Annotated in this window: 12 protein-coding genes; 7 read left to right on the top strand and 5 right to left on the bottom strand. The window is 66.7% G+C overall.

Annotated elements, in window-relative coordinates; all coding sequences use genetic code 11:
• Positions 1-183: 183 nt before the first annotated feature.
• Positions 184-1,452, top strand: coding sequence for a DUF445 domain-containing protein (locus ASF09_RS17020; RefSeq protein WP_060527280.1), 1,269 nt, complete (start codon positions 184-186; stop codon positions 1,450-1,452).
• Positions 1,453-1,966: 514 nt separating this feature from the next.
• A complete protein-coding gene (locus ASF09_RS17015) occupies positions 1,967-2,785 on the top strand; it encodes a lectin OAA family protein (RefSeq protein ID WP_060527279.1) in 819 nt (272 codons plus the stop codon).
• Between the two features lie 515 nt (positions 2,786-3,300).
• On the opposite strand, the gene ASF09_RS17010 is transcribed toward ASF09_RS17015, so the two are convergent.
• Complete coding sequence (locus ASF09_RS17010) at positions 3,301-4,107, bottom strand: HAD family hydrolase (protein WP_268795642.1); 807 nt, start codon at positions 4,105-4,107, stop codon at positions 3,301-3,303.
• A gap of 62 nt (positions 4,108-4,169) precedes the next feature.
• Here ASF09_RS17010 and ASF09_RS17005 point away from each other — a divergent pair, with 62 nt between their 5' ends.
• From ASF09_RS17005 to ASF09_RS16985, 5 genes are all read left to right on the top strand, one after another.
• Complete coding sequence (locus ASF09_RS17005; protein WP_060527277.1) at positions 4,170-5,279, top strand: ABC transporter permease; 1,110 nt, start codon at positions 4,170-4,172, stop codon at positions 5,277-5,279.
• Positions 5,279-6,175, top strand: coding sequence for an ABC transporter ATP-binding protein (locus tag ASF09_RS17000; RefSeq protein ID WP_060527276.1), 897 nt, complete (start codon positions 5,279-5,281; stop codon positions 6,173-6,175). The genes ASF09_RS17005 and ASF09_RS17000 overlap by 1 nt, the downstream gene beginning before the upstream one ends.
• On the top strand, positions 6,175-7,140 hold the full coding sequence (locus ASF09_RS16995; RefSeq protein ID WP_056055046.1) for an MlaD family protein: 966 nt from the start codon (positions 6,175-6,177) through the stop codon (positions 7,138-7,140). Before ASF09_RS17000 ends, ASF09_RS16995 begins: the two co-directional genes overlap by 1 nt.
• An 8-nt stretch (positions 7,141-7,148) precedes the next feature.
• The gene (locus ASF09_RS16990) at positions 7,149-7,730 is read left to right on the top strand and encodes an ABC-type transport auxiliary lipoprotein family protein (RefSeq protein WP_060527275.1); all 582 of its coding nucleotides are present in this window, start codon (positions 7,149-7,151) and stop codon (positions 7,728-7,730) included.
• A 65-nt stretch (positions 7,731-7,795) separates the two neighbouring features.
• A complete protein-coding gene (locus ASF09_RS16985) occupies positions 7,796-8,086 on the top strand; it encodes a hypothetical protein (RefSeq protein WP_060527274.1) in 291 nt (96 codons plus the stop codon).
• 140 nt (positions 8,087-8,226) lie between these two features.
• Here the strand turns inward: ASF09_RS16985 and ASF09_RS16980 are convergent, their stop codons facing one another.
• Genes ASF09_RS16980 through glgA form a run of 4 tightly spaced genes read right to left on the bottom strand, consistent with a single transcriptional unit; the run spans position 8,227 to position 13,656 of the window.
• Positions 8,227-9,063 (bottom strand): HpcH/HpaI aldolase/citrate lyase family protein, encoded by an 837-nt coding sequence (locus ASF09_RS16980; protein WP_060527273.1) that lies wholly within the window; start codon positions 9,061-9,063, stop codon positions 8,227-8,229.
• Positions 9,060-10,589, bottom strand: coding sequence for an alpha,alpha-trehalase TreA (treA, locus tag ASF09_RS16975; RefSeq protein WP_200912583.1), 1,530 nt, complete (start codon positions 10,587-10,589; stop codon positions 9,060-9,062). The genes ASF09_RS16980 and treA overlap by 4 nt, the downstream gene beginning before the upstream one ends.
• Complete coding sequence (locus tag ASF09_RS16970) at positions 10,589-12,214, bottom strand: alpha-D-glucose phosphate-specific phosphoglucomutase (RefSeq protein ID WP_060527271.1); 1,626 nt, start codon at positions 12,212-12,214, stop codon at positions 10,589-10,591. Before ASF09_RS16970 ends, treA begins: the two co-directional genes overlap by 1 nt.
• Positions 12,211-13,656 carry a glycogen synthase GlgA gene (gene glgA, locus ASF09_RS16965; RefSeq protein WP_060527270.1) on the bottom strand — a complete coding sequence of 482 codons (1,446 nt, stop codon included), beginning with the start codon at positions 13,654-13,656 and terminating at the stop codon, positions 12,211-12,213. Before glgA ends, ASF09_RS16970 begins: the two co-directional genes overlap by 4 nt.
• Positions 13,657-13,774: the final 118 nt, after the last annotated feature.

The raw sequence follows: 13,774 nt of genomic DNA, 5'->3' as shown, positions 1-13,774 counted from the left end.
CCGCGCCGGTCGTGCTGAGCGAGGTCGAGCCATCGAACGCCGGGATGGCAGTTCGACCTCGCCCGGCACGAACGCTGGCACCGATGGCGTCTGACGGACCGGATTTGCGGCGATCGTGCCGCACCTGGATCCGGTCGGCGACACCGACTTGAACTATCCCCGTCTTGAGGGATTGTTTCGGGTATGACGCTTTTACCCCGCACGCGCCCGATCGGCGAAGCTCCGCCGGCTGCTCTCGTCCGTATGCGGATCGTCGCCACCGGCCTGCTGGTGCTGATGGCCGCGACGTTCTTCGTCAGTCGCGCACTGATCCCCGTGCACCCCGCGTTCGCGTTCGTCCGCGCGTTCGCCGAGGCGGCGATGGTGGGTGGCTTGGCCGACTGGTTCGCGGTGACCGCGCTGTTCCGCCATCCGCTCGGCCTGCCGATCCCGCACACCGCGATCGTCCCGCGCAACAAGGATCGCATCGGCGACACGCTCGCGCAGTTCCTCCGCGCGAATTTCCTGATTCCCGTCGTCATCGCCAGGCGAACCCGCCGGCTCGACGTCGCGGGTGCGATCGCACGCTGGCTGACCGATCCGCCCGAGGGGGCAGGGGGTCGCTTTCGCCAGGGCGCGTCGAAGCTGGTCGCGCAGGTTCTCGAGGGGCTCGATCCGGCGCGGCTCGGCGGGATGGTCAAGGCCGGGATCGGCGCCCGCCTGCGCGCGACGGAGGTGTCGCCGATCCTCGGCCAGTTGCTGAAGGCCGCGATCGCCGAGCGTCGCCACGCGCCGCTGCTCGAAAGCGCGATCCGCTGGGCGGCGAAGACGCTGGCCGCGAACGATCACCTCGTCCGCGCGATGGTGCACGACAAGGCGGGGTCGATCCTGCGCTGGACCGGGCTCGACACGACCGTCGCGGACAAGCTTATCAGCGGTTTCGACCGGCTGCTCGCGGAGATGGCGGAGGACCCCGAGCATCCGCTGCGGCTGAAGGCGGAGGAGGGGCTCGATCGGCTCGCCTGGGACCTGCAATATGACCGCCGGATGCGCGAGCGCGTCGAGACGATGAAGAACGACCTGCTCGACAATCCGGCGATGCAGCGCTGGCTGGACGGCCTCTGGGAGCAGGCGCGCGGTGCCTTACTCGCGATCGCGCGCGATCCGGAACGCGCGATGGCGGGCAAGCTCGGCGACATCCTGCGCCAATTAGGCGAGACATTACAGCATGATCCCCGCATGTCGCGGACCATCAACCGCTTCGTCCGCCGCGCCGCTGTCGGCGCCGCCGCAGACTACGGCGACAACATCGTCAAGCTGGTCTCGGAAACGGTCCGCAGCTGGGACGCCGACACGATTACCCGCCGCCTGGAAAACGCCGTCGGCCGCGACCTGCAATATATCCGCGTGAATGGGACGATCGTCGGCGGACTGGTCGGACTAGTGATCCACAGCGTCGACATAGTGTTGTGACGGGGGCTGTCTCACCACGACGCTGATGTAACGCAGACCGCCACGCGCGGATTTTCAGGGACATGACGCTGTCCTGTAGACGCTAGCGCCGGATTGCCGTGGTGTGCCATCCGGCGTCTCGCGCGGGCCCGCGTACCCGATCACCAATGGTTCGACAGAATGGCGCTTTAGAGTCGCAAACGTATCCTGTTGTCGGTCCCGAACCTGATCGTGGCCGCTAGCGTCCCACCGACCGGATGGGGCCTATCATGACCATCGAACAAGCTCGAGGTCGGACATGACTTGGTCTGTGAGGTCATTCACATGAGCAGGCGGGGCGCAATGACAGGCTGTGCCAAATTGCATCCAACGTAGACCAGTCTAACGGTCGTTGACGCTAAATGCGCGTATAGTGCCCTCATTGCCCGAGTCGAAACTATACAGGCGCTCCGGAAAGAGATCTCTCTTTTCGGGCAAAGCTAGGGCAATGACTGTAGTTTGCGCCTGTTGTCAAAGTCTTGAAAGGATCGTGTGCATGGCCGTGTTCAACATTCAGAATCAATGGGGCGGAAATTCGGCGCCGTGGAACGAGGGCGGAGTGCTCAACATCGGCAATCGCGTCGACCAACCCCTCTTGGCGCTCAGCATCCAGTCGAGCGACGGTGGATTGAGCTTTACCGGCACGCAGACCTATCAGGGCGAAGGCCCGATCGGCCTGCGTGCGACACGCGTCACCGAAAACACCTATAACGCCGAGAATCAATGGGGCGGCACCAGCGCACCCTGGCATGATGCGGGCGTTTTCCTGCTCGGCGCGCGCGAAGGCCAGAATGCGATCGCGTTCGACATCTCCTCGACCGACGGCGAGACCCTGACCGGGACGATGACCTATGACGGCGAAGGGCCGATCGGGGTAAAGGGCGTGCGGTCTGCCGGTTTGGCGTTCGACGCCACGAACCAGTGGGGCGGCGCCAGCGCACCGTGGCACCAGGGTGGTCAGTGGGTGCTTGGTTGCCGACCGGATCAGTCGGTGACCGCACTCGATCTGACGAGCGCCGACGACGGCAAGACGGTGACCGGGACGATGATCTATGCGGGCGAAGGGCCGATCGGGTTCCGCGGCACGCGCATCATGGCCAATACCTATGCTGTCGACAACCAATGGGGCGGCAACGATGCGCCCTGGAATGCTGGCGGCACCTGGGTGCTTGGCTGTCGTGGCAAGCAGGGAATCCTCGACGTCACCGTGGAGGGCGATGGCGAGCGATTGACCGGTACGATGGTCTACACCGGAGAAGGGCCGATCGGACTCGCCTTGTCGCCGAGCATCGCCAAAGTGCCTATGCCGGCGTGAAGGTAGTCGCCGCCCTCCATCCCGGGGGCGGCGGCATCCGCTAGTGCGGACCGATCTGTCGGAAGCGTACGCGACGATACCGGGCTTGAGGGGACGTGCAGACACCGTCGAGATGCCATGGCCGCATTGCGACTTCGAAGCCGTGGCACACTGGATTGGCGGCCCGACGCAATGGGAAGATAGCGACCGGCTTCCGTCACGCGCGCGCTCCGGTGGGCAAGTAAATGCTAAAGCCGAGGGGCCACGATACGGCACTTGTCGTACGCGATGTGTCGTCGTTCAAGAGCCTCTCAGATCGACACTTCTTGGACTCTTCAAACGGCGCTCGACGATCGGTCCCATCCGGTATGGTTTGGCTGGAGCAAGGTCGTCTCCCGATAGCCTCGGGCTGAGTCGATCGACCGATACCACGCACTGCTGAAAGCGATCGTTCGCGAATATACTTGAATATCGCGCGTGCACGGCCCGCCCCGCGATGGTTCGACCCATTCGGGCGACGGCCATGCCGCCGAGATCTACCTTTCCCAATCCGGCATCGGCCAGCTCTTAGCCTTCGCCAACAACCGCAATGGCCCATGTGCATTCACCGCGAAGGGTTCGTCGGCCCATTCGAAGGTCGGGGCGTCCGAAACATGGTCGGAGTAGAAGCGGATGTGGGCGTGGTCTCGGGCGATGCCTTCGCGGTCCATCCAGGCCTGGATCATCCGCAGTTTGGCCGGGCCGTAGCAATTCTCGCCGTCGATCCCGGCGAGCAGGACGCCGTCGCGGTCGCGCAGGCTTTCGGTGCCGATCACCGCGTCGAAATCCAGTCGCCGCGCGATCGCCTCGACGTAGAATCGGTACGACGCGGTTGCCATCACCAGTCGGTAGCCGGCGACACGGTCCGCCTCGATCTGCGCGCGGGCGCTGGTGAAGACGCCGTCGCGCATCACGTGGTCGGCGAAGGCTTCGGCCGCTCGGCGTTCTTCGGCGAGCGTCATGCGCTTGCCGAGCATCATCCGCTGCATCAGATATTTGAGCCGGCCGCGGCTGATCAGCTTGCCAACATAGCCGAGCGCCGCCACCCCCGCGAACGGAACGAGCGCCAGCCGCCACGGCGCGCCGCCTTTCTTTGCGGTGTGGAGCAGGAACGGCGTCCAGGTCGGCGCGTGCGTGATCGTCTTGTCCATGTCGTAGATCGCGAGCCGGATCGCCGGCGTGGACGAGGGCGCGGTCGACGGCTCGGTCGCCGGCCCGGCCGAGAGGGAGGGACCGGCAGTCGAGGGAGCGGTCGAGTGCCCGGTCGAGGTGGGGGGCGAGGGGGCCGGGGAAGAAATAGTCATCGTCGCGACTTACGCCGCATTCACCTTGCCGATCCAGTCGGTTTGCCGCAAAGGTGCGGCCGATGAGCGCGATGGCCGATTTCCAACAGGACGGTGCCGATACCGGCACGCTTCGGTTTACCGGCGATCTGTCGCTGGCCACGATCGGCAATCTGCCCGATCGACTCGAAAAGATCGATGCGTCGTCCGTTCGCCACGTCGATCTAAGCGGCGTCGACCGGATCGATACGATCGGTGCGTGGGTCGTTCACCGCTTCGCCGCGCGCAACGATGCGACGATCGACGGGCTCGACCCGGATGACCAGACGCTGTTCGATCAGGTCGTCGCCTCCGATCAGCCGATCGCGGCGAAGCCCGCCAAGGTCAGCGCGCTCTCCCGTGTGGTCGGCGAGATCGGCGACGCGGTCGTGCTGTCGGGCAAGACGATGTTCGGCCTGCTCGGGTTTCTCGGCGCGACGACGATCGCGTTCGGCAGCGTCATCCGCCACCCGCGCCGCTTCCGGTTCAATGCCGTGGTCCAGCGGTTCGAGGTCGTCGGCGTCGCCGCGCTCGGCATCGTCGGGCTGATGAGCTTCCTGATCGGCATGGTCATCGCGCAGCAGGGCGCGGTCCAGCTTCGCCAGTTCGGCGCAGAGGTCTTCACGATCAACCTCGTCGGCCGCCTGACGATCCGCGAACTCGGCCTGCTGATGACCGCGATCATGGTCGCGGGACGTTCGGGTTCGGCGTTCGCGGCGCAGCTCGGAACGATGAAGCTGACGGAGGAGATCGACGCGATGCGGACGATCGGCGTGTCGCCGATGGAGGCGCTGGTGCTACCCCGCGTGCTCGCCGCGATCGTGATGATGCCGCTGCTCGGGTTCTATGCGTCGATCATCGCGATCATCGGCGGCGGCCTGCTATGCTGGATCCAGCTTGGTATCCCGCCGGTGACGTTCATCGCGCGCATCCGCGAGGTCGTGCCGATCACCGATCTCTACATCTCGCTGATCAAGGCGCCGGTGTTCGGCGCGATCATTGCGATCGCCGGGTGTTTCCAGGGCATGCAGGTCGAGTCGGACGCCGAACAGGTCGGTCTCCGTACGACGTCGGCGGTGGTCCAGGGCATCTTCCTGGTGATCGTGCTCGACGCGTTCTTCGCGGTGTTCTTCACCTGGTTGGGTTGGGACTGATGCCCCGCAAGCAAGACGATATCATCATCTCCGTGAAGGGGCTGAAGAACGCGTTCGGCGATTCGGTCGTGCACGACGGGCTCGATCTCGACGTGCGGCGTGGCGAGATCCTCGGCGTCGTGGGCGGTTCGGGCACCGGCAAGTCGGTCCTGATGCGCTCGATCATCGGCCTTCAGATGCCGGTCGCCGGCGAGGTTACCGTGTTCGGCGAGCCCAATATCGGCCGCGAGGAAACCGAGGCCACCGAGATCCGCAAGCGCTGGGGCGTGCTGTTCCAGGGGGGCGCGCTGTTCTCGACGCTGACGGTCGCGGAAAACGTCGAAGTGCCGTTGCGGGAATTCTATCCCGATCTGTCCCCGGCGCTGTTGGCCGAGATCGCCTCGTACAAGGTGGTGATGACCGGGCTGCCGGCCGACGCCGCGAACAAGTTTCCGGCCGAGCTGTCGGGTGGCATGAAGAAGCGTGCCGGGCTGGCACGCGCGCTCGCGCTCGATCCGGAACTGCTGTTTCTCGACGAGCCGACCGCCGGGCTCGACCCGATCGGTGCGGCGGCGTTCGACGGTCTGATCCAGTCGTTGCAGAAGACGCTGGGGCTGACCGTGTTCCTGATCACGCACGACCTCGATACGCTGTATGCGATCTGCGACCGGGTTGCGGTGCTGGCCGACAAGAAGGTCATCGCGGTCGGCACGATCGACGAACTGATCGCGCTCGATCATCCGTGGATCGAGGAATATTTCAAGGGGCCCCGCGGTCGTGCCGCGGTTGCGACGCAGGAGGCGCACGAGCGCGCCGACCAAATCGCGGATGCCCATCCTACCGAAGTCCAGTCCAAGCAGTCCGCGCCGGACGACGCCGACGCGACATACGCCGAGAAAGAAGCAAGGACGCGCTGATGGAAACCCGTTCGAACCACGTCCTAGTCGGCGCCGTCGTGCTGATCCTGCTGGCCCTGCTGGCGCTGTTCACGGTGTGGATCGCGCGGCTGGGCGGCAAGGAAGAGAAGGAATACGACATCTTCTTCCGCCAGTCGGTCGACGGGCTCGCGCGCGGGTCCGCGGTGACGTTCTCGGGCGTGCCGTCGGGGCAGGTGAAGACGATTTCGCTGTGGAAGAACGATCCGCAGTTCGTCCGCGTCCGGATCAGCGTCGATGAAGCCACGCCGGTACTGCAGGGTACGACCGCGTCGATCTCGGGCGTCGGGTTTACCGGCGTCAGCCAAATCTCGCTCGACGGTGCGCGCAAGGGTGCGCCGGCGATCGGCTGCCCGGAGACCAAGACGCCGACCGAATGCCCGTACGGCGTGCCGGTGATCCCGACCAAGCTCGGCGGTCTGGGCGCGATCCTGAATTCCGCGCCGCAGTTGCTCGAGCGGCTCTCGACGCTGACCGAGCGGTTGACCGGCTTGCTGACCGACAAGAACCAGGCGTCGATCGCGGGGATTCTTGCGAATACGAACCGCCTGACCGATGCGCTCGCCGATCGCGGTCCGGAGATCGCCGCGACGCTGGCGCAGACGCGGATCGCGATCCAGCAGGCCGGCGATGCCGCACAGCAGTTCGGGGTGCTCGCCAAGACCACCAACGGCGTGCTGTCCGAGGACGTGAAGCCGGCGATGGCGAACCTGAACAAGGCGATCGTCTCCGCGCAGCAGAGCGCCGACACGCTGAATTCGGCGATCGGCGATGCGCGGCCGGGGTTGCAGGCGTTTTCGAAGACGACGATTCCCGAGGCCAACCGTCTGGTCCACGACCTGCGGACGACGGCCGCGGCGCTGTCGTCGGTCGCCGAGAAGGTCGACCAGCAGGGTGCAAGTTCGCTGATCGGGCAGCAGAAGCTCCCGGATTACAAGGGTAAGTGAGGCACGCCATGAAGACACCGCTCATCCTGATCGCGATGCTGCCACTCGCCGGGTGCATCAGCTTCGGCGCGAAACCGCCCCCGACATTGCTGACGCTGACGAGCGCATCGTCGGTGCCGGTCGGCCAGAACCAGGATTCGGCGACTGCGAAGTCGATCACGATCCAGGTCCCGGTCGTGCCGCAGTCGCTGGCGACCGCGCGCGTGCCGGTGCAGGCGACGCCGACGTCGATCGCGTACGTGACCGACGCGCAATGGGCGGAACCGCCGGCGCGGCTGTTCGCGCGACTGGTTTCGGATACGGTGGCGGCTCGGACCGGGCTGGTCGTGTTGTCGACGGCGCAGTCGGTCGGCGATCCGGGAGCGTCGCTGGGTGGCGAACTGCGCAACTTCGGGCTCGATGCGACGGCGCGGCAGGCGGTCGTGACGTTCGATGCGTCGCTGACACGCGCGGGCAAGGCCACGGTCGAGAAGCATCGCTTCGAAGCGCGCGTGCCGGTATCGACGATCGATGCGGCGTCGGCGGCGGCGGGGATCAACCAGGCGGCGAACCAGGTCGCGACCGAAGTGGCGGACTGGATCGGTCGGTGAACGCCCCTTCGTTCTGAACGCGGGGTCGGCCTGAGCGTTGACGCTCTCTGATGAGGAGAGCGGCGATGCCACAGGGCGACAAGAGCGCGTATACCGACAAGCAGAAGCGCAAGGCCGCGCATATCGCGGACGGCTATGAAGAGCGCGACGTTCCCGAGAAGGAGGCCGAGGCGCGGGCCTGGGCTGCGGTGAACAAGGATTCGGGCGGGGGCAATCTGTCCGGCTCGGGGCGCGGCAAGCCCGATACACATGCGTCGTCGAATGAGGGCGGGAAGCGGGCGGCTGGGCGTAGCGATGCGGCGAAATCGGCGGCGGCGAAGAAGGGGTGGGAGACCCGGCGGAAGAACTCGGGGTGACGTTGGAGCGCCTCATCGAAACGATCCGTCATCCTGACGAAAGTCAGGATCCACGGTAACGCGAGTTGCGCTTTATGGCTCTGAATCCTGACTTTCGTCAGGATGACGGGCGGTATTTGCGGACCGTGCTTGTCAGTCCTTCAGCGTGCCAGCGTCGCTTCCGCCTCGGCTAGATGCAGGCGCTCTACCATCTGACCATCGAGGCGGATGGCGCCCTTGTCGGCATTCTCCGGTTTCGCGAATGCGGTGACGATCGTGCGGGCCCATGCCAACTCTTCCTCGCTCGGCCCGAAACCGGCATTCGCCGCATCGATTTGGGACGGGTGGATCAACGTCTTGCCGTCGAACCCTAACGTTGCGCCTTGGATGCATTCCGCCGCGAACCGGGTCGGGTCGTCGAGCGCGTTGCAGACGCCGTCGAGCGCGACGATGCCGGCGGCGCGGGCGGCCATGATTGTCGCCGTGAGCGCCGGGATCAGCGGCATGCGATCGGCTCCGAGCCGGCAGCGCATCTCCTTGGCGAGGTCGTTGGTGCCGACAATCAGCGCCGTGAGTTGCGTTTCGGCGGCTGCTGCGGAGAGCGAGGGGAGCGCGAGGATCGCCGCACAGGTCTCGATCATCGCCCAGACCGGCGGGCCGTCTTCTCCTAGCAATGCGCGGACACGGGTAAGGTCGGAGACCGACGAGACCTTGGGGACGAGCACCGCATCGATGCCGCTGCCGTGGATCGCGGCGATGTCGTCGGCATACCAGGGGGTGTCGAGACCGTTGACCCGTACGACCAGTTCGCGCGTGCCGAACCCGCCTTCGCGCACCGCTTCGACGACGCGATCGCGGGCCGCGGCCTTTTCGTCGGGGGCGACGGCATCCTCCAGATCGAGGATGACGACGTCGCACGCGAGCGTTCTAGCCTTGGCGATCGCCCGCGCGTTCGACGCGGGCATGTAGAGCGCGCTTCGGCGATGCCGGATGGTCATCGGCGGTCGGCCATCAGCGCCCGCGTTACGCCGTTGGTCCAGCCGAAGCCGTCCTGGTTGGGATATTCGCCGCCGCCGCCCGGCTTGCGCTCGACGACGTCGTATTTCTCGAGCAGCTTGCCACTCGCCTGATATTCGCGGTCGACCGACGCGAGCCAGGCTTTGGTGATCTGGTCCGCGAGGGCTGTTTCGCCGTAACCGCTCAGGCCTTCGATCGCGATCCACTGGAGCGGGGCCCAGCCATTGGGGTCGTCCCATTGCTGACCGCTGCCGATCAACGTCGTGCGGAGGCCGCCTTGGCCGACGAACGGGCGTAGGGCGGTGGCGGTCGCCTTGGCCTGGTCGGGCGTGGCGACCTTGGCGAACAGCGGGAAGGCCATCGCGGCGCTCGCGAAGGCGTTCGCGCGGTTTGTGTCCAGGTCGTAGTCGGCGAAGAAGCGGCCGTTCCAAAGATGCTTGCGGATCGCAGCGGCGCGGGCGTTCGCTTGGGCCGTGTAAGACGTTGCGCAGGCGGTGTCGCGGAGCGTCCGGCAGTTGGCGGCGATCGCCTGCTCCATGCCGACCATCAGGCTGTTGAGATCGACCGGCGCGAACCGCGTGGTGCGGATGGTGGCCAGCGTGCGGCCGTCGGCGAGCCAGCGGGAGGAGAAGTCCCAGCCGCTCTCCGCCGCCGCGCGCAGATCGCGGAAGAGTTCGCCGCGGTTGCGCGACGGTGTGCGGTCGGCCAGTTCGGCGTCCTCGCGGTAGCTTTCGTCGCGCGGATCGGCGCGGTCGTCCCAATAGCGGTTGAGCAGCGCGCCGTCGGGGAGGCGCACGGCGCGGCGCGATTGCTGGCCGGGCTTGAGCGTATCGGCGCCCGCCATCCAGAACGCGTGTTCAGCGCGAAGCTGGCGAGTGCGGGCGGCGAGCGTCATGGGAGCGCGCGAGAGGCCGGCGATCAGGTAGAAGACCGGCGGTTGTGAGCGGCTGAGATAGTAGGTGCGCGTGCCGTTGGGGATGTGGCCGTAGCGGTCGATCAGGCTGCCGAAATCGACGACCATGTCCTCGACGAGATCCTGCCGGCCGGAGCGCTGGACGCCGAGCAGCGTGAAATAGCTGTCCCAGTAATACATCTCGCGGAAACGGCCGCCGGGGACGACATAGCGCTTCGGCAGGGTCAGCGCGGAAGAGCCGGGGGGGACGGTCGTTTGGGTCCGCGTAAGTTGCGGCCAGAGTGCGTCGATATGCGCCGTGAGGGTAAGGCGCTCGGTGGAAGGGCGCGCGGCTGGCGTAGTCGGGATCGTGAAATTTGCCTCGACGAACTGGCGTAGTGCTGGCTCCGCATCGCACCGGCATTTGGCGTAGTCGGCCAGAATCGCCTTCGCCGGACGCTTGGGTGTCGCGTCGGCGAAAGTCTTCGAGTCCGGGAACAGGGCGCGCATCTGGACGGCTTTGTAGAGCGGGCCGAACAGTTGCGCGGGGGACTGCGGCGCGGGCGATGCCGCGACCAGCAGCGACGAGAGCGCGAGCAGGCCGAGGCGGCGCATCAGGTGACGACGTCCGGCGCGCTACGGCCGGTGTGCTCCGCGATCCTCGCGATCGACTCCGCAGCGGCGACGATGCTGGCCAGCATCTCGCCGGTGTCGCGGTCGAGGTCGCCGCCGACGCCGACGGGCTCGTAGCGTTCCAAGTACACGCGGAGCGTGGCGCCGGTGGTGCCGGTGCCCGACAGGCGGAACACGACGCGGCTGCCGCCTTCGAACAGGATGCGGACGCCCTGGTTGCGGCTGATCGAGCCGTCGGTCGGGTCGGTATAGGCGAACTCGTCCGCGGTTTCGACGGTGAGGTCGCCGAACTGCTGGCTGGGGAGGGTGGCGAGGCTCGCACGCAGCGCCGCCATCAGCGCGTCGGCACGCGGGGTTTCGACACCTTCGTAATCGTGGCGGGCATAGTAGTTGCGGCCAAACTTCGCCCAGTGATCGCGGGCGATCGTGTCGACGCTTTCGCCGCGGACCGCGAGGATGTTGAGCCAGAGAAGGACCGCCCACAGGCCGTCCTTCTCGCGAACATGGTCGGAGCCGGTGCCGGCGCTTTCCTCGCCGCAGATCGTCGCCATGCCGGCGTCGAGCAGATTGCCGAAGAACTTCCAGCCGGTCGGGGTCTCGTAGGCTGGGATGCCCAAAGCCTCAGCAACGCGGTCGGCGGCGGCGCTGGTCGGCATCGAGCGGGCGATGCCCTTGAGACCGCTTGCGTAGCCGGGTGCGAGGTGCGCGTTGGCCGCCAGCATCGCGAGGCTGTCCGAGGGGGTGACGAAGCGGTGCTTGCCGATGATCAGGTTGCGGTCGCCGTCGCCGTCCGACGCTGCGCCGAAATCGGGCGCATTCGGCGCCATCATCGTCTCGTATAAGGCGTGCGCGTGGACGAGGTTGGGGTCGGGGTGGTGGCCGCCGAAATCGGGAAGCGGCTCGCCGTTGCGGACGGTGCCGGGCGCGAAGCCGAGGCGGCGTTCGAGGATCTCGGTGGCATAGGGCCCGGTGACCGCGCTCATCGCGTCGAACGCCATCGTCAGTTTCGCCGCGCGGATCGCGTCGAAGTCGAACAGCGTTTCCATGAGCGCGGCATAATCCTCGACCGGATCGACGACCTCGACGGGCATAGTGCCGACCGTGACTTCACCGTCGGTGTCTAGGTCGATATCGTCGGCGTCGACGGTCAGCCAGCGGTCGATCTCGAGCGTGCGCCCGTTGATCGCGTCGGTCACGGACTCAGGGGCGGGACCGCCGTTGGCGATGTTGTACTTGATCCCGAAATCTTCTTCGGGACCGCCGGGGTTGTGGCTTGCCGAGAGGACGAGGCCTCCGATCGCGCCACGCTTGCGGATCATGTGGCTGGCCGCCGGGGTCGAGAGGATGCCGCCGCGGCCGACGATCACGCGACCGAAGCCGTTAGCTGCCGCCATGCGGATCGCGACCTGGATCACTTCGCGGTTGAGGAAGCGACCGTCGCCGCCGATGACGAGCGTTGCTCCCGCTTTATCCGCGACGACGTCGAACACGCTCTGGACGAAATTCTCGGCGTAGTTGGGCTGCTGGAAGACCTTCACCTTCTTGCGCAGGCCCGACGTGCCGGGCTTCTGGTCGGTGTAGGGCGTGGTCGAAACGGTGCGGATCATGCGGGCTCCAGGAGCTTGGCGTAAAGGTCGGCGTAGCGGCGGCCGCTCTCGTCCCACGAGAAGTCCGCGCGCATCGCGTTGCGCTGCAACATGGCCCAGCGATCGGGGCGTGCATAGAGGGCCATCGTTCGGCGTAGCGCGTGGCTAAGCGCTTCTGGCGTGACACCGTCGTGCTGGACGCCTGTCGCGACGCCGGCGGCGATCGCGGCTTCGTTGGCATCGATCACTGTGTCGGCGAGCCCACCGGTGCGCGCGACGATGGGGATGCAGCCGTAAGCGAGGCCGTAAAGTTGCGTCAGGCCGCACGGTTCGAACCGCGATGGTATCAGGATCGCGTCGGCACCGCCTTGCAGCAGGTGCGAGACGGGCTCGTCATAGCCGATGCGTACACCGATGCGGCCGGGGTGGCGTTCTGCAGCCTCGAGGAATGCGCGTTCGAGTCCCGTATCGCCCGAACCGAGCAATGCGAGACGACCGCCGAGCGCGACGAGTTCGGCGAGCGATGCGGCGAGGACATCCATGCCTTTCTGCCCCGTGAGGCGGCTGATGACGGTGAAGATCGGGCCGTCGTCGGTGTCGAGGCCGAACAGCGTTTCGATCGCACGCTTGTTGGTGCGCCGGCGGGCAAGCGTACGCGCGGTGTAGCGGGCGGGGAGGGCCGCGTCGGTCGCTGGGTTCCAGACGGCCGGGTCGATGCCGTTGACGATGCCGGTCACGCGATCGGCGCGATCGTTGATCAGCCCTTCGAGGCCCATGCCGAACTCCGCACGGCGGATTTCCGCGGCGTAGGTCGGGCTGACGGTCGTGATCGCGTCGGCGGCCTCGAGCCCGGCCTTCAGATAACCCACGCCGCCGTAATATTCGACGCCGTCGACGGCGAACGCGACGTCAGGAAGCGCAAGTTCGGCGAAGATATCGTAGCCGTAGCGCCCCTGGAACGCGATGTTGTGGATCGTGACGACCGTCTTGGCGGGGGCGCCGGGCCCGGGGGCATAGCGGAGATAGGCCGGAGCCATCGCCGCCTGCCAGTCGTGCGCATGGAGGATGTCGAAGTCGTAGCCGGGGACCGTACCCGAGGCGAGGTCGGCGGCGGCGCGGCTGAACGCGGCGAAGCGGCGCCAGTTGTCGGACCAGTCCGCGCCGGTCGCGTCGCCGTAGGGGCCGCCGCCTCGCGCGAACAACGCGGGGGCGTCGAGGACCAGCAGCGGGTGGTCGCCGATCTTCGTCTTGAGGATGCGGGCCTCGGTGCCGAGCAGGTCGGTGTAGCGGTGGACGACCTTCGCGCGCTTGGTGACGGCGGCGAGCGCTGGGTAGCCGGGGAGGAAGGTGGTCAACGCGACGTTATGCGGGGCTAGCGCAGCCGGGAGCGCGCCGACGACGTCTGCTAGACCGCCGGTTTTAATGAGGGGGTAGGCTTCCGAGGCGACGGAGAGGATTCGCATCAATTCCTCCCCGGCACGGGGAGGGGGACCATGCATAGCATGGTGGAGGGGGGCTTCCGCAGGCGGTATGCGTTCGATCGCAGATGGTATGCTCGCGGGCGGTACGCTTGCGGTCGCA

The organism is Sphingomonas sp. Leaf242 (assembly GCF_001422045.1).
Classification (GTDB): domain Bacteria; phylum Pseudomonadota; class Alphaproteobacteria; order Sphingomonadales; family Sphingomonadaceae; genus Sphingomonas.
Note: the sequence above shows the minus strand (reverse complement) of the source record. Positions and strands in the feature narration are given on the sequence as shown.